The sequence below is a fragment of the Streptomyces sp. NPDC079167 genome (assembly GCF_040686735.1).
GTDB lineage: Bacteria > Actinomycetota > Actinomycetes > Streptomycetales > Streptomycetaceae > Streptomyces.
The window spans coordinates 1-18545 of the sequence record NZ_JBFBLO010000001.1 but is presented as its reverse complement, the minus strand read 5'-3'; the positions used below and the strand labels follow the sequence as shown (position 1 = coordinate 18545).

The window sequence follows — 18545 nt, the reverse complement described above, 5'->3', positions numbered from 1 at the left end:
CGGTGAACGGGGCACGTTTGCGCGCATCCTCGCATCGCACCCAGCGGCCGTCCAGTAAGTGCACGCTTAGTATGAGTTGCCCGAATCGACTCTCCCCTGGTCATGACCACCCCTGCCTGTCTGTCACCATGGAGGCATGGGTCAGCCGGAAAGCCGGGAACGCGGCACAGCAGAGCAGTCCGGGCTTCCACCGGGGCAACGGCTGCAGCGCGGCTGGCCGGTCACCCATTACGGGCCCGTGCCCAAGTTCAAACCGGACCGCTGGGAGTTCAGGGTCTTCGGGGCCACGGCCGACGGTGACAAGCACTGCTGGAATCACCAGGAATTCACGGCACTTCCCTTCTCCTCCGTCGTCGCGGACCTTCACTGCGTGACGAAATTCAGCATGCTCGGCGCCGAATGGGGCGGAATCCTGGCCCGTGAGGTGGTGGAACTGGCACCTCCCGCGCCTCACGTCACCCATGTGATGGTCTGGGCCGAATACGGATTCAGCTCGAACCTCCGGATCGCCGACTTCGCGTCCGACCGGACGCTGTTCGCCACCCATAAGGACGGCGAACTGCTCACCGCCGAACACGGATTCCCGCTGCGCCTCGTCGTGCCGCATCTGTATGCCTGGAAGGGGCCCAAATGGGTCCGGGGCATCGAGTACATGTCGGCCGACCGCCGTGGGTTCTGGGAGGAGCGCGGGTACCACAACATCGGCGACCCGTGGAGCGAGCAGCGCTACTCCTACCAGGAGGAGCCCGGGGACGGCCCCGAGCTCTGACGGTCCCGCCGGGACGGTCCCGCTAAGGCCGGCGGCAGTCCCGCAGCTCCTTCAGCCGGGCCACATCCGCCGCATGGCCCTCCTTGCCGCCGGGCGTCTCGATGACCAGCGGTACGCCCTCGGTCGCCGGGTGCGAGAACAGCTCGCGGAACGGCCCGGCGCCTATGTGACCCGCGCCGATGTTCTCGTGCCGGTCCTTGTGAGCGCCCACCACGTCCTTGGAGTCATTGGCGTGGATCAGCTTCAGCCTGCCCTCGCCGACCGTGTCCACCAGCAGATCCAGGGTCTGCCGCATGCCGGCGGGGCCGGTCAGATCGTGGCCCGCCGCGTAGATGTGGCAGGTGTCCAGGCAGACACCCAGTTTGGGATGGGAGTCCAGGGCCTCGAAGTACGGGCCGAAGTCCCAGGTCCGGGAGCAGAGCGAGGAGCCCTGTCCCGCGGTCGACTCCAGCAGCAGGAACGGGTCGTCGTCGTGGGTCAGCTCGTCCAGCAGCGGAAGCATGTGCGTACGCACCTGGGCGAGCGCCACCTCACGCGGACGTCCGCCGGTCGCCGAGCCGGTGTGCACCACCACGCCCAGGGCGCCGATCTCTCTCGCCCGGCGCAGCGAGTGGCGCAGCGACACGACCGACCGCTCGACCGTGGCCTCGGTGTGCGAGCCGAAGTTGATCAGGTACGGGGCGTGGACGTACGCGGGAATCCGCCCCGCCGCGCACTCCGAGCGGAACAGCTCGTCCTGGGCCGGGTTCCCCGGTGGTGTCGCCCAGCCACGCGGGTTGGCGACGAAGACCTGCACGGTCTCCGCCGCCAGCTCCCGCGCGTAGCCGAGGCCGGCCTTGGCGAGTCCGCCGGCCACGGGGACGTGACCGCCGATGGGGTTGCGCATGTGCTGCCAGTCCTCGTGGGTCTACAGGGCCTTGGTCCTGATGGTGATCGTGGAGCCTTCCGCGGCCTTCTCGCCGCCCTCGACCGACTGGCTGCCGACCGTGTCGCTGAAGGAGAGGAACGGGCGGTCGACCTTGACCTCGAACCCCGCGTCCTCCAGTGTGCCCCGGGCCTCGTCGACGTCCTTCCCCGTGACATCGGGGACCTGGAGCATGCGCGGACCCTTGGAGACCGTCAGCTCCACCGTGTCGCCCTCGGCGGCCTCCGCGCCGCTTCCGGGCGACTGCCGGGCGATCTCGCCCGCGGCCTCGCGTGAGTTGACCCGCTCGCCCAGCACCTTCGCCTTGAGACCCGCCTCGTCCAGCGCCGCCGTGGCGTCCTCGACGGAGAGGCCGGAGACGTCGGGCACGTCGACGGGGCTGCCCTTGCTGACGACCAGGGCGACCGCCGAGTCGGGACGGCGCTCGGTGCCGGCCCGCGGATCCGTACGGACGACCTTGCCCCGGTCGATCTCCTCGTTGAACTCCCGGGTCACCATGCCGGGCGTGAGTCCCGACTTCTTCAGCTCACGCCGGGCCTCGGCGAGGGCGAGCGCCTCCACATCGGGGACCTTCACGATCTCCGGGCCGCGCGAGATCACCAGCTTCACCGCGTCGTTGCCCCGGATGCGCTCACCGGAGCCCGGATCGCTGCTGATCACCGTGGAGCGCTCCACCGTGTCGCTGTAGGCGTATTCGACACCCTTCAGGTCGAGTCCCTCGTCCGCGAGCCGCTTCTCGGCAGCGCTCCGGGTCTGGCCCAGGAGGGAAGGGACCCGGGTGAACTGCCCCGAGTTGATGTACCAGACGCCCACGCCGGCGCCCAGCACCAGCAGGACGGCGACGAGCACGGCGAGCGTCCCGCGCCGGCCGCGGCCGGCGAAGGGCCCGCGTCGCCCGCGCCCGGGCTCCCGGGGCGAGGACGGCGGCATCTCCAGTCGGCTGGTGTGGTGCGCGGTGCCCTGGCCGGCCGGGATCACCCTGGGGATCACGCTCGTACGGTCCTCGGCGCCGTCGTGCTCCTCCGCGATGGCCTGCGGAGGCATCGTGTCGAGCTGCTCCTCGGTGAGAGCCGCCCGTATCTCACGGGCCCGGGCGAGCAGGGCCACCGCGTCGGACGGACGGACGTCGGGGTCGCGCGCCGTCGCCGCGGCCACCAGCTCGTCCAGCCCGGACGCCAGGCCGGGAACGGCACCGGACGGCGCCGGGACGTTCTCGTTCAGATGCTGGTAGATGACCTGGGCGGCGGTGTCCCCGCCATGGGGTTTGCCGCCGGTCAGCATCTCGTAGAGCACCACACCGCAGGCGTACACATCGGACCGGGTGTCGGCCGAGCCCTGCTCGATCTGCTCCGGAGCGAGGTACGAGACCGTGCCCAGCAGCGAGCCGGTGGTGTCCGTGGCGGTTCCCACAGCGCGTACGAGACCGAAGTCGGCGACCTTGACCCGGCCGTCGTCCCCGATCAGGACGTTCTCCGGCTTCATGTCGCGGTGGACGAAGCCCGCCCGGTGCGCGGCGCCGAGGGCGGCCAGCACCGGTTCGAGGATGTCCAGGGCCGCCCGGGGCTGCAGCGCCCCACGCTCGCGAAGGACGTCACGCAGGGTGCACCCGGCGACGTACTCCATCGCGAGGTACACGTACGCGCCCTGGGCGCCCTGGTCGAAGACGCCCACCACATTGGGGTGGGCGAGCCGGGCGACGGACTTGGCCTCGCGGATGAAGCGTTCGACGAACGCCGCGTCGGTCGCCAGCGCCGGGTGCATCACCTTGAGGGCGAGCACCCGGTCGAGCCGGGTGTCCACGGCCCGGTAGACCGTGGCCATACCGCCGACGGCGATGCGCGCATCGATGCGATAGCGGCCGTCGAGCAGCTGCCCGACAAGGGGGTCCTGGAGGGTCGTGTCCACGGGGCGAGTCTACGAGCTGCCACGGACACCTCGGATGGTCCAGGCCTCCGGCGGACCGTTCCGGTGCGGAGCCGTGACAGCGGCATGCGCGTGCTGTGACGGGGAGGACCCGGCCGGTGCACGGCTCTCAGAAGGCCGGGCGCTCCGGATCCAGCACCGCGCGGCCCTCCGTGGGCGAGGACGCCTCAGCGAAATGGCGGCGCGGGATGCGCCCCGCCCGGTACGCCAGCCGCCCGCCGTCCACCGCGTGCCGCATCGCCGCCGCCATCAGCTCGGGCTCCTGCGCCCGGGTCACCGCCGAGGCGAGCATCACAGCGGCACAGCCCAGCTCCATCGCCAGCGCCGCGTCCGAGGCCGTCCCGGCGCCGGCGTCCAGGATCACCGGGACCGTGGCCTGCTCGACGATCAGCTGGAAGTTGTGCGGGTTGCGGATGCCGAGCCCGGAACCGATGGGGGAACCGAGCGGCATGACCGCCGCGCAGCCCACGTCCTGGAGCTTGCGGGCCAGCACCGGATCGTCATTGGTGTACGGCAGGACCGTGAAGCCGTCGTCGACCAGGATCTCGGCGGCGTCCAGCAGCTCGATCGGGTCGGGCAGCAGGGTCCGCTCGTCGGCCACGACCTCCAGCTTGATCCAGTCGGTGCCCAGCGCCTCCCTGGCCAGCCTGGCCGTCAGCACGGCCTCGCCCGCGGTGAAACAGCCCGCGGTGTTCGGCAGGACCCGGATGGAGAGGCGTTCCAGGACGGAGAGCACCGAGCCCTGCACGGTCGGGTCGAGCCGGCGCATCGCCACGGTGGTGAGCTCGGTGCCCGAAGCGATCAGGGAGCGTTCCAGTACGTCGAGGCTGGGCGCCCCGCCCGTCCCCATGATCAGCCGGGACGAGAACGCGGTGGAACCGAGCGTGAGGAGGTCGTCGGACATGGTCAGCCTCCCTGGACCGCGGTGAGGACCTCGACGCGGTCGCCGTCGGCGAGCGTGGTGGCCGACCACCGACCGCGCGGCACGACGGCCTCGTTCACCGCGGCGGCTACCCCGGAGGGCGCGGTGGTCAGCCCCGCGACCAGCGTGTCCAGCGCGGTGCCGGCGGGCACGGTGCGGCCTTCCCCGTTGACGGACACGGAAACGGCCTCGGAATCGGGCACGGAAAGGGTCTCGGGCCGGGAAACGGGCACGGAACCGGGCTCGGAATCGGGTACGGACTGCGTCATACGGGCTGCTCCTGCGGCGCGGGGGCGGTTTCTTCGGGGGAGGAGGCCGGTGAGCTCTCCGGGGAGGCGGCGGCGAATCGGTGCGGCGCGAAGGGGCGGCCCAGCTCGGGCAGCTCGCCGGTGGTCAGCACATGGGCCATCACATCGCCGGTGACCGGGGTCAGCAGCACCCCGTTGCGGTGGTGCCCGGTGGCGAGATGCAGCCCCGGCAGTGCCGTGGGCCCCAGCAGCGGCGCGTTGTCCGGCGAGGCGGGCCGCAGGCCGGCCCGGGTCTCGGTCAGCGGCAGCTCCGTGATGCCGGGCATCAGCTCATGGGCGTCCCGCAGCAGCTCGTACACCCCGCCCGCGGTGACCGTGGTGTCCCAGCCCATCTCCTCCGTGGTCGCGCCGACCACCAGCTCACCGTCGGCACGCGGGACCAGATAGACCTGGCTGCCGCGCACGACCGCCCGCACCGTCCGGCTGAGGAAGGGCGCGTAGGCGGAAGGCACCCGCAACCGCAGCACCTGGCCCTTGACCGGGCGTACCGGCGGCAGGACAGCCTCGGGAACGCCCTGGAGCCGGCCGCTGAGGCTGCCGCCGGCGAGTACCACCTGGCCGGCGGCGAGCTCCGTGCCGTCCGCCAGGACCGCTCCCGTGGCCCGGCCGCCCGTGACGGAGAGCCGCTCGGCCCAGTCCCGGCGGAACACCACGCCCGCCCGCTCGCAGGCGGTGACCAGGGCCGAGGCCAGCCGCCTGGGATCCACCTGGTGGTCGCCGTCGACCCGCAGCCCGCCACGCACGCCGGGGGCGAGCATCGGTTCCAGACGGCGGCACTCGCGGCCGCTCAGCCACTCGGACTCCAGCCCCGACCGCTGCTGCAGAGCGTGCAGCTCCCGCAGATGCGCCCGGTCGTCCGAGTCCAGCGCGACGGACAGGGTGCCGCAGGCGCGGAAGCCGGTCTCCTGCCCGCTCGCCTCCTCCAGCTCGGCCACGAACGCCGGATAGCGCGCGGCCGAAGCCACGTTGAGGCCGAGCAGCGTCTGCTCGCCGTAGTGGAGTTCGGTGACGGCCGCGAGCATCCCGGCCGCGACCTGGGCCGCGCCGCCGCCCGGCGCGGGATCGGCCAGCGTGGTGCGCAGCCCGTGCAGGGCCGACCGCCACGCGGTCACCAGCCCGATGATGCCGCCTCCGACGACCAGGACGTCGGAACTGTTCGTCGAGATGCGCATGGGCGTCCAGCCCCTCCCTTCGCCGGCATGACCCGGATCAGGTTCGTACGGTCGGAGGCCGGCCAGCCTCCCTCTCAGCCCGGTACGCCCGGACTCCCGCGAGTGCCTTACGGCGGCCAGCCTAGACCCCACGCCTCGCGGCCCGTAAGGGACCGGTACCCGTGGCCCGCCCGCCGGTGGCAGACCCTAGGGTGGACAGGTGAGCCAGCAGACACAGGAACCGGCAGCGGGACAGCGGCCGAACGGGGTCGTGATCGTGGGCGCCGGCATGGCCGGAGTGCAGACGGCCGTGGCCCTGCGCGAACAGGGCTTCACCGGCCCGGTCACCCTGATCGGTGCCGAACCCCACCAGCCGTACGACAGGCCGCCCCTGTCCAAGGCGGTCCTGCTCGGCAAGGCGGAGGACTCCGCCTTCGACGTCGACTTCGAGGCCCTGGACATCACCCTGCGCCTGGGGCTCGACGTGGCCGGACTGCGTGCCGGGGCGCACGAGCTGGACACCCCGGAAGGGCCCGTCGGCTACGACGTCCTGGTCCTCGCCACCGGAGCGGAACCGGTCGCACTGCCCGGTTCCGAGGGCGTGCCCGGCGTCCATCTGCTGCGCACCCTCGACGACGCGGCACGGCTGCGGCCCGTCCTGGAGCGGCAGCACGAGGTGGTCGTCGTCGGCGCGGGCTGGATCGGCGCCGAGTTCGCCACGGCGGCCCGCGCGGCCGGGTGCGCGGTGACCGTCGTGGAGGCCGCCGGCCGGCCCCTCGCGGGCACCATGCCCGCCGAGGTCGCCGAGCCGATGGCCGCCTGGTACGCCGAGAGCGGAGCCGAACTCCTCACCGGGGCCCGGGTCGCACGTGTCGAGGAGGGCGCCGTCCACCTCACGGACGGCCGGTTGATCCCCGCCGGGGCAGTGGTCGTCGGCATCGGCGCCAGGCCCGCCACCGCGTGGCTCGCGGGCTCGGGCATCGCCCTCGGCCCCGACGGCTCGGTCACCGCGGACAGCTCGCTCCGCACGTCGCTGCCCGATGTCTACGCCGTGGGCGACTGCGCCTCCTTCCCCTCCGCCCGCTACGGGGAACGGCTGCTGGTCCACCACTGGGACAACGCCCTCCAGGGGCCGAGGACCGTGGCCGCAGCCCTCGCCGACGGCGCGGTCAGGACGTACGACCCGGTGCCCTACTTCTGGTCCGAGCAGTTCGGCCGCTTCGTGCAGTACGCCGGCCACCACGCGGGCGCCGACACACTGCTGTGGCGGGGCGACCCCGGTGACCCGTCCTGGACGGTCTGCTGGCTGCGGCAGGGGGTCCTGGTCGCCGTGCTGGCCGTCAGCAGGCCCCGCGACCTGGCGCAGGGGCGCAAGCTCGTCGAAGCGGGCGCGCGGATCGATCCGGCGCGGGCCGCCGACTCCTCCGTACCGCTGAAATCGACGGTCCTCCAGGGGTAGGCACGGTCTCGTACGCCCGGCCCGGGTACCGGCTGTCGGTCCGGGATGGCACGCTTGTCCCTGTGACCGAGATTGACGCAAAGATCGATGCTCTCGTCCCCGCATGGCTCCACCTTCCCGACATCGCGGAAATGCTCGATGTCGAGGTGACGCGCGTACGGCAGCTGGTCAAGGAAGGCCAGCTGATCGCCGTACGACGTGGTGAGAACCGGGCGCTCCAGGTGCCTGCCGCCTTCATCGACGGCAACAAGGTGGTCAAGGGCCTCGTAGGGACCCTGACGCTCCTGAGGGACGACGGCTACAACGACGAAGAGATGCTGGACTGGCTCTTCACCCCCGACCCGACCCTGCCCGGCACGCCCGCGCAGGCCCTCAGCGAGAATCGCGGTACGGAGGTGAAGCGCCGGGCCCAGGCGCTCGCCGTCTGACCGGACGACCGTGAGCGGGGTGCGGGCCGTGGCACTTCACGGGCCGCACCCCGCCGTGACCGGGTCTGCCGGCACGGCGGTCCATCGACGTACGGCGCGTTGTCGCCGCATCAGTGATCCAACGACGTACCGACGGGGGAAATCTTCATGTCCACGCCTCGCGACCAGCTCTCCGGCGCCCGGCTCTATCTGTGCACGGACGCCCGGAAGCGGCAGGGGGACCTCCCCGAGTTCCTCGACGCCGTGCTGGCCGGCGGTGTGGACATCGTGCAGCTGCGGGACAAGGGCATGGAGGCGGCCGAGGAGCTCGACCACCTCGCGGTGTTCGCCGACGCCTGCAAGCGCCACGGAGCGCTCCTCGCGGTGAACGACCGGGCCGATGTCGCCCATGCTATCGGCTCCGATGTGCTCCACCTCGGCCAGGGCGATCTTCCGGTGCCGGCCGCCCGCGCCGTCATCGGCGACGACGTGGTGATCGGCCGCTCCACCCACGCCGAGGCCGAGGTCGACGCCGCCGTCGCCGAAGCCGGCGTCGACTACTTCTGCACGGGACCCTGCTGGCCCACCCCGACCAAGCCGGGCCGGCACGCCCCGGGCCTCGGCCTGGTGCGCTACGCCGCCTCGCTCGGCACGACGCGGCCGTGGTTCGCCATCGGCGGGATCGACGCCGGCAATCTGGACGAGGTGCTGGACGCCGGCGCCCGCCGCGTCGTCGTCGTGCGGGCGATCACCGAGGCGGCGGACCCGGCCGAGGCGGCGGCATCGCTCGCACGACGCGTCCGGGCATACGCCCTCTGAGCCCGGCGGCCTCGCGCCCGGCCGGGCCGGCTGTCCGAAGGGTGGACAAAAGCCACCTCATTCCGGGCAATTCGCTCGCTCTGGTTGGGGTACCGCCAGGCCCTGGTTAACCTCCCAGTATGGCCCTTGGTACACCTTCCACCCGGACAGATCACGCGCGCACCGTGCGTGACCTGCTCGCGACCGGCGAGATGTCGTTCTCGTTCGAGTTCTGGGCGCCCAAGACGGAGAAGGGCGAGCGGAACCTCTGGAACGCCCTGCGCCGGGTCGAGGCGGTGGGACCGAGCTTCGTCTCCGTGACGTACGGGGCCGGCGGTTCGACCCGCGCCGGGACGGTCCGGGCGACCCAGCAGATCGCCGCGGACTCCACGCTCACGCCCGTCGCCCACCTCACCGCCGTCGACCACTCCGTGGCCGAACTGCGCAACATGGTCGGGCAGTACGCCGACGCCGGTATCCGCAACATCCTCGCGGTCCGCGGCGACCCGCCCGGCGACCCGATGGGCGAGTGGATCGAGCACCCGCAGGGCGTGCGCTACGCGGCGGATCTCGTCCGGCTGATCAAGGAAGCCGGTGACTTCTGCGTCGGCGTCGCGGCCTTCCCCGAGATGCATCCGCGCTCCGCCGACTGGGACACCGACATCGGTCATTTCGTGGACAAGTGCCGCGCCGGTGCCGACTACGCGATCACCCAGATGTTCTTCCACCCGGAGAGCTATCTGCAGATGCGTGACCGCGTGGTCGCCGCGGGTTGCGACACCCCGGTCATTCCCGAGGTGATGCCGCTCACCAGTGTCAGACAGCTGGAGAGATTCGCGCAGCTCAGCAACGCGTCCCTGCCTTCCTCGCTGAAAGAGCGCATCCTCGCCGCGAAGGACGACCCGGCGGCTGTACGCTCCATTGGCATCGAGTTCGCAACGGAGTTCTGCGCGAAACTGCTCTCCGAGGGTGTCCCGGGGCTGCACTTCATCACGCTCAACAACTCGACGGCGACACTCGAGATCTACGAGAATCTCGGACTGCACAAGCAGTCCTGACCGGCCGTACCCGCCACCGACCGGGGCGGTGGCCGTAGGAGGGGGCGGGCGTGGGCTGGACGGTCCTCTACATCGCATTCGGCATAGTGGCGTTGTGGCTGCTGGGCGAGGTGCTCCTGCAGTACAAGGCACGCCTGCGCTGGCGGCTCCTCGCCTTCGCCGGTTTCCTCGGTGTGGTCCTCGGCGTCCTGATCCCCTCCGTGCTGGTGATCGTCCTCGGGGCGATCGCCTTCGCGACGGGCCAGACGTATGTGACGCTCTCCTTCAGGCGCGGCTTCTCGACGGGATGGGCCATCGGCGGCAGCCCGGGTGAGAGCCGCCGCCGGCGCGGGGCGGGCGGCGCGGAAGGGAAGAAGCCCACGCTCGAGGTCTCCGGCGTGGAGTACGAGGGGGACGACCGGCAGACGCAGGCAGACCCCGCCGCCGTCTACGCACCGGAGCCGCTGCCGGACGACACCGGGCAGTACGGCGTCTACAGCGATCCCGCCCCCGCGGGCCGCGACGGCCAGGGCGTGCACGGCGAACCGCAGCATCAGCACGCCGGCTACGACCCGTTCGACGGCTACGGCCGGCCGGCCGGCCAGGACTCCTACGGCGCGCAGGGCGGCTACGGGAGCCAGGACACCCACCAGGACCAGGGCACCTACCCGGGCCAGTACGACCACGGGACCGACCAGGCGGGCTACGCCCCCTACTCCGACCCCTACATCGGCACGGGCACGACCACCGGCACCGGGCAGTACGCGGCGCACGACGGCTACGGCAGCGGCTACGACCCCTCGTACGGCGCCGGGCAGCAGCCCGCGGACCCGTACCCCGAGCAGTACACCGAGCAGTACACCGACACGCCGCCGGGCGGCGTCTGGGTCCCGCAGCAGCGTGAGAGCGACCGGTACCCCCCGCTGCCGCCGGAAGCACCCGCCCAGCCCGCTCCGTACGGCAACGGGTACGACACCGGCCAGAACGAGCAGTACCGCTACTGAACCGCGGACCGGCCGCCCGCACCCGGCGGCCGGTCGTGGTGCGCCGGGCGCGGGCTCACTGCGAGCCCCGGAAGCCGTCGCCCTCCACCACGAGTCCGGCCACCAGCGCGCCCGACATCCCGGCGTGGGCCGGCCCGCCGCCCGGATGCGACCAGCCGCCCGCCAGATACAGACCCGGCAGCGGGGTGCGGTTCCCGGAGTGCAGATACGCGCCCCCCGCCCCGGCCAGCGCCGGTGCCGGCACCGAACCGCCCTCGGCTCCCGTGTCGGCCGCGGTCTCGGCGGGCGTGCGCACCTCGGCGTGGATCATCCGCTCGCGGAGACCAGGGACGGCCTCGGCGGCCCGGTCGATCACCGTGTCCGCGAACCGCCGGCGCAGCTCGGCGTCCGTCCAGTCGACCGGGCCGTGCGGAGCCACCGTCACCATCAGGGTCACCGCCTCGTGTTCCTCGTCGGGGCGGGTGGCCGGGTCGTCCGGGCGCAGCACCGTCACCGTGGGCCGATCCGCCGTCCGGCCGCCGAAGACCGCCTCCTGCTCCGCGCCCGGGTCCGCGGCGTGCACCACGGTCCGGTGCACGGCGCCGGCCTCCCGGGCGCCGCGCAGCGACAGCAGGACGACGAAGCGTCCCGGTGCCGGAGCCCGGTGCTCCCCGGCGGGCCACCCCTCCCGGGCCGGCAGGAGCCCGGGCGCCGGCTGAGCGCCGAGGACCACATGGTCGGCCTCCACACCGGTGCCGTCCGCCAGTTCGATCCCTGCCGCCCGCCCGTCCTTCTCGGACACCCGGACCGCCTCCGCGCCGAAGACGAACTCCACCCTGCGGGCCAGGCACCGCTCGTACACCGCGTCGGCCAGCGCGCGCATGCCGCCCGCGACGTACCAGGTGCCGAACGTCTCCTCCATGTACGGCAGTAGGGCCGCGGCGGCCGGGGCGCGGCGGGGGTCGAGCCCGTACGACAGGGCGTAACCGTCGAGCAGGGCCGCCAGCCGGGGGTCCGCCAGCTCCCAGGCGCCCACCTCCGCCACCGTCCCTGCCTCCCGGGCGGCGCGCAACAGCCTGCGCCTGCGCACGGCGGGGTAGGGGTCGCGGCCCAGGGGGCGCGGGTCCTCGGGCAGCGGCTCCTCCAGCAGCGGCCTGCGCGACCGGTCCCAGGCGGCCCCGGCCCGGCCGAGGAAGTCCCCCCAGCGGGCCCCGGCCCCGTCACCGAGCGCACGGTCCAGCGCGCGGACCACCCCCGCCCGCGAGGCGTTGGGCAGGGACACCGTCGTGCCGTCCGTGAAGAGATGGCGGCTCGCCGGGTCGACCTGGGTGAGCGTGACGCACTGCTCCAGGCTCTCCTTGCCCGTCTTCACGAACAGGTCGCGGTAGACCGCGGGGAGATGCAGCAGCCCGGGGCCGGTGTCGAAGACGAAACCGTCGCGTGCGTACCGGCCGACCGAGCCGCCGTGGGTCTCCGACCGCTCGTACACCGTCACCCGGTGGCCTGCCACGGAGAGCCGGGCAGCCGCCGCCATCGCGCCGGTCCCGGCGCCGATCACCGCAATTCGTGCCATGTCAGTGACCCTAAGGGGTGCCACCGACAGCTCATTCGTGAGGCCGGTGCCTGCCCCCGCCGGACGTTTCTCCTCGCGGTACCGGGCCCCGTGGCGCAGGGCTGAGTATCTCTACCTAGTGCCGGAGATGAGTAGGGGCGCGGATGGGCTCCCACCTGCGCGGACGGAAGAGTGGGGACCACGGAAAGGGCGTGGCGCCCGGACCGCCGGCACGGGGCGGCGGAACGGCGCGGCACCCCGGACGTAACGGGGGCGCACGACGCGGAGCTCCGGGACCACGGGGGACAGCACGGGGTCACGGGGGAGGGCTTCGCGGCGGTACGGACGCCGGTCCGGCGGAATTCGGGGGGATCGAATTCCACCGGACCGGCGTTTGCCGTGCGGAGGTCGTCTCAGCGCCCGCTGACCCGGCCGTGCAGGAGCAGGGACAGTGCGGAGTGCACGTCGTCGATCGTCCGCTCGGGCTGGAACGCCTGCCAGTCGAGAGCCGCCACCAGGACCATCCCGACCAGCGCGGCGGCCGTCAGCTGGATGTCGATCTCCTCGCTGAGCTCGCCCCCCGCCACGCCTTCGCGCAGCACCTCCTCGACGACGGCCACGGCCTCCTGGCGCACGACCAGGAGGGTCGACTGCCAGGCACGGTTGGTGCGCCAGAGCTCGGCGACGTACAGCTGGGTGAAGGCCGGGTAGCGGTCGATGAAGACCAGACCGGCCCTGATCATCGCGTCCAGCGCCTCCACACGGGTGCCGCCCCGCGCCTCCGCCGAGTCGGCGGCCGAACGCAGTGACTGGGTGAGCAGGCCGACGCCGTGCCGCAGCAGCTCCTCGAACAGCTCGGTCTTGCTCTTGAAGTTGTAGTAGACCGTGCCCTTGGCCACCCCGGCGCGTTCGGCGATCTCGTCGACCGTCGTCGCGGAGAACCCTTTCTCCGCGATGAGGGTCACCGCCGCCTCGTAGAGCTTCTGCCGGGTGACCTGTCGGCGCGTGGTGCCACTGCTGTCCATGCCCTTGATTCTCACAGGTCCCGGCACGGTCACAGACTCAGCTCCGGGTGCAGCCGGTCCAGGGTCCACACCTGCTTGCGGCGGGCGGACAGTGCGGTCAGCGCCAGAGCACCCGCGGTGAAGGCCAGCAGCACGGCGCAGCCCTGCCAGACCGGGCCGAGCCCGCCGCCCGTGATCAGCCGGCGCAGCCCGTCCACGACGTAGGTCATCGGCAGGTAGGGGTGGATCGCTCCGAAGAACCCGGGACTGGTCTGGACGGGATAGGTGCCCCCGGCCGAGGTCAGCTGCAGCATCAGCACCGCCAGGACGAGGATCCGCCCCGCCGCGCCGAAGCGGGCGTTGAGCCACTGCACGATCGCTGCGAAGCAGCAGGTCACCAGGGCCAGGAAGCCCACCGTCCCGGCGGCGTGCGCCATCTCCAGACCGAGCTGCCAGTGCAGCACCGACATCAGCGCGGCGACCTGGAGCAGGCCGGTCGCCGCGACGGGCAGCCAGCCCGCGAAGGCGATCCGCCAGGCCGGCGCCCCGGCCGCGAGCGCCCGCCGGTTGAGCGGCTGGATCAGCATGTACGCCACCATCGCGCCCACCCACAGCGAGAGCGGGATGAAGTACGGGGCGAAACCGGTGCCGTAGTTGGGCGCCGCGTGCAGCGAGGAGGAGGCCAGTCGCACGGGGTCGGCCATCACCCCGGTGCGGGCGTCGCGGTCCTTCTTGTCGTAGTCGGGGATCTTGCCGACCCCGTCGTTCAGTCCCTGGGCGAGCGTCGAGGAGCCGTCACCCAGCCGGTACAGCCCACTGTCCAGGGTCGTGGCGCCCGCCTTGAGCTTCCTGACGCCGGCGTCCAGGTCCCCGGCGCCCTTCCTGGCGGTCCCGAGACCCGTGTGGAGCGAGTCGGCGCCCTTGGCGACCTTGTGCGCTCCCGTGTTGAGCGCGTTGATCTTCTTCACGGCGGACTCCAGGTCGGAGTCCAGGTCCGGCGAGCGCTTCGCCAGGGCGTCGGCCTGCTTCTCCAGGGTGGACAGCCGGGCCCGCAGCTTCGCCAGATCGCCCTTCTGGTTCGTGACGAGGGCGTTCACGTCGTCGGAGACCTTCGCGACGTCCTCCGCCGCGGTCTTGGCGCGCTTCAACTGGGGGCAGACCCCGGGGTCGGGCAGCGGCTGGTCCTCGCAGCGGTCGCGGTGGATCTCGGCCAGGTCGTCGGAGGCGGAGTGGGCGGCGGCCGACGCGGTGGGCGCCGCCTCGGCCAGCAGGCCGAGGTTGTCCCGTACGGCCTTCGAGGAGTCGGCGACCAGCCGGGCGGTGTCCCCGATGGCCTTTCCGTTGTCCTTCAGGAAGGGGCGCACGTCCCCGGCGACCGCGTCGACCTTGTCGGCGAGCAGCTGCGTGCCGTCGGCGACCTGCCGGGACCCCGTCTCGAGATCGGCGGCGCCCTTGTCCAGCCTGGTGACGCCGGTGGAGAGCGTGCCGCTGCCCGACTTGGCGTCCTTGAGGCCGTCCGCGAGGTCCTTGGAGCCCTTCTTCGCCTTCGTGAGGCCGCTTTTCAGGTCGTCGGCCCCCTTGGCCGCCTTCGCGGTCGCGTCGTGCAGACCCGAGAAGTCGATGAAGATGCGGTCCAGGAAGCCGCGTGAGGCCTTGGCCGACGCGGCGCTGCGGACCTCGGCGAAGACCGTCCTGGAGATCTGCCCGACGATGTAGTTGTTGGCGTCGTTCGTGCGCACCCGCAGGGCGCCGGTGCCGGGGGAGTCCCCGGAGCTCGACGCGATCCGCTCGCTGAAGTCCGACGGCATGGTCAGCGAGAGGTAGTACGTCCCGTCCTCGACGCCCTTCTCCGCCTCGGCGGAGCCGACGCGGTGCCAGTCGAAGACCTTCGAGTCGAGCAGCTTCCCGGTGATCTCGTCACCGGCCGCAAGGTGTTCGCCACCGGTGTCCGCCCCCTTGTCCTCGTTGACGAGCGCCACGGGGATGCGGTCGAGCCGCCCGTACGGATCCCAGAACGACCAGAGGTAGAGCGCCCCGTACAGCAGCGGCAGCAGGAGGAGCGCCACGAGTGCGGCGCGCGGCATCCGGCCCCTCCCGAACCGCCGCAGCTCAAGCGCGGCCAGTCTCGGCGATCGCATCGGCCGTGTCCTTCCCGGTCGTCGTGTCGTCGGGCATGTCCGCTCCGGCCTCCGGACGGGTGCGCACGGTGAGCGCGTCCTGCGGGGACTCGCTGCACACGGCCAGCACGGTGGTCCCGCCGGCCGCAAGGGTGCGCAGCAGCTCCCAGGCCAGGGCGCGGTCCGTGGCGGAGAGTTTGAGGTCCGTGTCGTCGACGGCGAGGAGCCGCGGACGGCTCATCAGGGCGAGGGCGACGGACAGGCGCAGGGCCTCCAGGCGCTCCAGGTCGCGCACGGAGGTCCGTTCGGCCTTGGGCAGCGCCGCGAGGTCGAGCCCCGCTGCCTCCAGCGCGGTGCCGGCCGACGCCCGTGCCGTGGCGGCGCGTTCGGCGCGGGGCCGCAGGAGGGCGCGCGGCGAAGCGCCGAAGCGTCGCCGCAGCAGGGCCCGTTCCCGCAGATGCTCGGCCACGGTGAGAGAGGGATCCAGGTCGCTGACCCCGGGGACCGGGCCGAGGGCACTGAAGCGGCGCACGGCGGCGAGCCGTCCGGGCAGACGTTCACCCCCGGCCTCGGCGTGCCCGTGCGTGGAACGCATCCGGCCGGTGAGCGCCAGCAGAAGACACGTACGGCCGGAGCCGGAGGGCCCCTCCACCGCGACGAGCGATCCGGGACCGGCGGTGAAGCCCACTCCCCGGAAGGCCCAGCCGCGCGGGCCCTTCAGCCCGAAGTCCTCGGCGCTCAGAGACGCCCCGTGCGGGCTGTCCACGAACCCACCCCCATCTTTGCACTGACCGGTCAGTTCAAAAAACTACCCCCGAACTTGTGCGCGAAGCAAAGTGCCTGGTCGGAGCCGAGATCTGAGGGATTGTCAGTGGCGGCCGTCACGATGGATACATACGGCCACGGAGCCGTCACACGACGACAGGAGGTTCGTCATGGCCAGCTCGTCCGCAGCCGCCGCCCCGCGGCGCCGCGCAGGCAGCCCTGCCCCCTCGCTGACCGGTCCGGCAACCGACGTCCACCCAGTGCTGCGCCGCACCACGGCGCCACCCGCCGCTCTCGATCTGCTCGCCCAGGCCCATGCCGGTCTGGACGAGGCGGCCGTGCTCGACGTGCCCAACGAGCGGTACGCCACCGCCCACCTCGCCGCGCTGCGGACCGCGGCCGCCGTTCTCGCCGCTCGCGGACGCCCCGAGACCGGCGGACGCCGCAGGGAGCGGATCCGCAGCGCCTGGGAGGTCCTCCCCGACATCGCTCCGGAACTCACCGAATGGAGCGCCCTGTTCGCCTCCGGAGCCCCGCGCAGGGCCCGGGCGGAGGCGGGCATACCCGGCGCGGCCACCAGCCGCGACGCCGACGACCTGCTGCGCCACGCGGCCATGTTCCTGCGCCTGGTCGAGCGGATGCTGGTCCTCCAGCCCGTCCTGCCGCAGCCCCGGAGGGACGGCTCCGATCAGCGGCCCGACGCGGGATGACCGCGCCGGCGGTGCGAGGCAATAGGGTGGAGACCACCCGTACCACCTGCACCGTTCGCGCTCCGCCGTCCGTGGCGGCACCGTGCCGAGGAGTCAACTGCCGTGTCGGACCAGCTGCGCCCCCGCGCCTCCCTCCGTACCGCCGTGGTCTGGGAGGTCCTCAAGGACGCTCTCGAGCGCCGGGTCAAGGCGACCGGCAGGGAAGCCCTGGACGTGCTGGACACCGGTGGCGGCACCGGCAATTTCGCCGTGCCCGTCGCCCGGCTCGGCCACCGCGTCACCGTCGTCGACCCCAGCCCGAACGCCCTGTTCGCGCTGGAGCGCCGTGCCGATGAGGCCGGTGTCGCCGACCGCGTCCGAGGCGTCCAGGGCGACATCCTCGGCCTCTTCGAGGTGGTGGACCGTGCCGGTTACGACGCGGTCCTGTGCCACGGCGTCCTGGAGTACGTGGACGACCCCGCCGAGGGCGTGCGCAACGCGGTCGACGCGCTCCGCCCGTCCGGCTCCCTCAGCCTGCTCGGCGCGGGCCTCGGCGGTGCCGTGCTGGCCCGGGCGCTCGCGGGCCACTTCGCCGAGGCCCGGCAGGCACTGTCGGACCCCGCCGGGCGCTGGGGCGCCGGCGACCCCGTGCCCCGCAGGTTCACCGCCGACCAGCTGACCGGACTGGTCGACGCCGCGGGTGTCGAGGTCGGCGCGGTCCATGGCGTACGGGTCTTCGGCGACCTCGTGCCGGGTGTCCTCGTGGACACCGAGCCTGGCGCCATGGAGGAGCTCCTCAGGCTGGAAGCAGCGGTCGCGGAACTGCCGGCCTTCCACTCGGTGGCGACCCAGCTGCACGTTCTGGGAGAGAAGCGCGTCTGAGCGGCGACGGTGACACTGCCGGAGTACGGCCGCGAAAGCGGCGGGAGCACGGCTGATCAGCAACGCAGCTGCAGACGGAGTACTGCCGGGAACACCCGATCGGGCCGCGAGCCCCGTATGATCGGGTGACACCATCCGGCATGACGGATCGGAGGTCGGGGAATCTACGCCTCAGCAGCCGAGCCGAAATGGCGGTCCGGACTGGCTATGGCTAGAGGGCGGGTTTCACGGGGGCGAATCCCTGCCTATCCTGGAAGGGCCGCATACCGGTCGCCCCCGCGGCCGACGACGAGGAGGACTCCGTGCCGCTCTCGGAGCACGAGCAGCGAATGCTCGAGCAGATGGAGCGAGCGCTGTACGCCGAAGATCCCAAGTTCGCTACAGCGCTTGAGGGAAGCGGGCTGCGCAGGTACACCCGGCGACGGGTCTACCAGGCGGTAGCCGGTTTTCTGGTGGGTATCGCGCTCCTCATGGCCGGAATGGTTTTCCAGCAGACCTGGGTCAGCGTGGCGGGGTTCCTCGTCATGCTGGGCTGTGCCGTGCTGGCGGTCACCGGATGGCGCAAGGCGCCGAAGCCCGGTGAGCAGCAGCCGGCGGGGAGCGCGGGCGGGGGCGGAGGCGAACGCCGACATCCCAGGCAGCGCCGGTCGATGATGAACCGGATCGAACAGAGGTGGCAACGCCGCCGCGACGAACAGGGCCAGTGAGCTTTCCGCTTCCCGGCCGGCGGCGGGCAGCCACCGGCACAGGACGCGGTCCGCGCACACCGAGAACTTGACGCTGGACCTCACACGTGAGGGGCGGTGGGGGGGCAGCGGGCCCCCCGCACGGGGGGGGGGGGGGAGGGAGAGGAC

Annotated in this window: 18 protein-coding genes and 1 riboswitch; of the genes, 9 read left to right on the top strand and 9 right to left on the bottom strand. The window is 72.4% G+C overall.

Annotated elements, in window-relative coordinates; translation table 11 throughout:
- Positions 1-136 precede the first annotated feature (136 nt).
- Positions 137-769, top strand: coding sequence for a sulfite oxidase-like oxidoreductase (locus tag AB0P41_RS00090; RefSeq protein ID WP_365929133.1), 633 nt, complete (start codon positions 137-139; stop codon positions 767-769).
- 22 nt (positions 770-791) lie between these two features.
- Here AB0P41_RS00090 and AB0P41_RS00085 read toward each other — a convergent pair whose 3' ends face one another.
- The 5 genes from AB0P41_RS00085 to thiO form a co-directional block, all read right to left on the bottom strand.
- Positions 792-1655, bottom strand: a complete 864-nt coding sequence (locus AB0P41_RS00085) for a deoxyribonuclease IV (protein WP_365929130.1) — start codon at positions 1653-1655, stop codon at positions 792-794.
- Between the two features lie 21 nt (positions 1656-1676).
- A complete protein-coding gene (gene pknB, locus AB0P41_RS00080; protein ID WP_365929129.1) occupies positions 1677-3599 on the bottom strand; it encodes a Stk1 family PASTA domain-containing Ser/Thr kinase in 1923 nt (640 codons plus the stop codon).
- Between the two features lie 127 nt (positions 3600-3726).
- Positions 3727-4521, bottom strand: coding sequence for a thiazole synthase (locus AB0P41_RS00075; RefSeq protein WP_356707299.1), 795 nt, complete (start codon positions 4519-4521; stop codon positions 3727-3729).
- 2 nt (positions 4522-4523) lie between these two features.
- On the bottom strand, positions 4524-4808 hold the full coding sequence (gene thiS / locus AB0P41_RS00070) for a sulfur carrier protein ThiS (protein WP_356707298.1): 285 nt from the start codon (positions 4806-4808) through the stop codon (positions 4524-4526).
- Positions 4805-6019, bottom strand: coding sequence for a glycine oxidase ThiO (thiO, locus tag AB0P41_RS00065; protein ID WP_365929127.1), 1215 nt, complete (start codon positions 6017-6019; stop codon positions 4805-4807). Before thiO ends, thiS begins: the two co-directional genes overlap by 4 nt.
- Positions 6017-6129: riboswitch (TPP riboswitch) on the bottom strand. Its footprint overlaps the gene before it by 3 nt.
- A gap of 89 nt (positions 6130-6218) precedes the next feature.
- Here thiO and AB0P41_RS00060 point away from each other — a divergent pair.
- The 5 genes from AB0P41_RS00060 (at position 6219) to AB0P41_RS00040 (ending at position 10703) form a co-directional block, all read left to right on the top strand.
- Positions 6219-7457: an FAD-dependent oxidoreductase gene (locus tag AB0P41_RS00060; protein ID WP_365929126.1), complete on the top strand. Its 1239-nt coding sequence runs from the start codon at positions 6219-6221 to the stop codon at positions 7455-7457.
- A gap of 62 nt (positions 7458-7519) precedes the next feature.
- Positions 7520-7885, top strand: a complete 366-nt coding sequence (locus AB0P41_RS00055) for an Rv2175c family DNA-binding protein (RefSeq protein ID WP_356707295.1) — start codon at positions 7520-7522, stop codon at positions 7883-7885.
- A 147-nt stretch (positions 7886-8032) separates the two neighbouring features.
- Positions 8033-8683 (top strand): thiamine phosphate synthase, encoded by a 651-nt coding sequence (gene thiE / locus AB0P41_RS00050; RefSeq protein ID WP_365929124.1) that lies wholly within the window; start codon positions 8033-8035, stop codon positions 8681-8683.
- A 119-nt stretch (positions 8684-8802) separates the two neighbouring features.
- Entirely contained in the window at positions 8803-9720 is a 918-nt protein-coding gene (gene metF, locus AB0P41_RS00045; RefSeq protein ID WP_356707293.1) for a methylenetetrahydrofolate reductase [NAD(P)H], read from the top strand.
- 50 nt (positions 9721-9770) lie between these two features.
- A complete protein-coding gene (locus AB0P41_RS00040; protein WP_365929122.1) occupies positions 9771-10703 on the top strand; it encodes a hypothetical protein in 933 nt (310 codons plus the stop codon).
- A 55-nt stretch (positions 10704-10758) separates the two neighbouring features.
- Here the strand turns inward: AB0P41_RS00040 and AB0P41_RS00035 are convergent, their stop codons facing one another.
- The 4 genes from AB0P41_RS00035 to AB0P41_RS00020 form a co-directional block, all read right to left on the bottom strand.
- Complete coding sequence (locus AB0P41_RS00035; protein WP_365929121.1) at positions 10759-12255, bottom strand: NAD(P)/FAD-dependent oxidoreductase; 1497 nt, start codon at positions 12253-12255, stop codon at positions 10759-10761.
- Positions 12256-12647: 392 nt separating this feature from the next.
- Positions 12648-13259 (bottom strand): TetR/AcrR family transcriptional regulator, encoded by a 612-nt coding sequence (locus tag AB0P41_RS00030; RefSeq protein WP_356707290.1) that lies wholly within the window; start codon positions 13257-13259, stop codon positions 12648-12650.
- Between the two features lie 29 nt (positions 13260-13288).
- On the bottom strand, positions 13289-15376 hold the full coding sequence (locus tag AB0P41_RS00025; RefSeq protein ID WP_365929119.1) for a YhgE/Pip domain-containing protein: 2088 nt from the start codon (positions 15374-15376) through the stop codon (positions 13289-13291).
- The gene (locus AB0P41_RS00020; protein WP_356707288.1) at positions 15348-16121 is read right to left on the bottom strand and encodes an ATP-binding cassette domain-containing protein; all 774 of its coding nucleotides are present in this window, start codon (positions 16119-16121) and stop codon (positions 15348-15350) included. The genes AB0P41_RS00025 and AB0P41_RS00020 overlap by 29 nt, the downstream gene beginning before the upstream one ends.
- 169 nt (positions 16122-16290) lie before the next feature.
- On the opposite strand from AB0P41_RS00020, the gene AB0P41_RS00015 reads away from it, so the two are divergent.
- The 3 genes from AB0P41_RS00015 (at position 16291) to AB0P41_RS00005 (ending at position 18398) form a co-directional block, all read left to right on the top strand.
- Positions 16291-16830, top strand: a complete 540-nt coding sequence (locus AB0P41_RS00015; protein WP_356707287.1) for an SAV_6107 family HEPN domain-containing protein — start codon at positions 16291-16293, stop codon at positions 16828-16830.
- A gap of 102 nt (positions 16831-16932) precedes the next feature.
- Positions 16933-17691 carry a methyltransferase gene (locus AB0P41_RS00010; protein WP_356707286.1) on the top strand — a complete coding sequence of 253 codons (759 nt, stop codon included), beginning with the start codon at positions 16933-16935 and terminating at the stop codon, positions 17689-17691.
- Positions 17692-17993: 302 nt separating this feature from the next.
- Positions 17994-18398 (top strand): DUF3040 domain-containing protein, encoded by a 405-nt coding sequence (locus AB0P41_RS00005; RefSeq protein ID WP_356707285.1) that lies wholly within the window; start codon positions 17994-17996, stop codon positions 18396-18398.
- Positions 18399-18545: the final 147 nt, after the last annotated feature.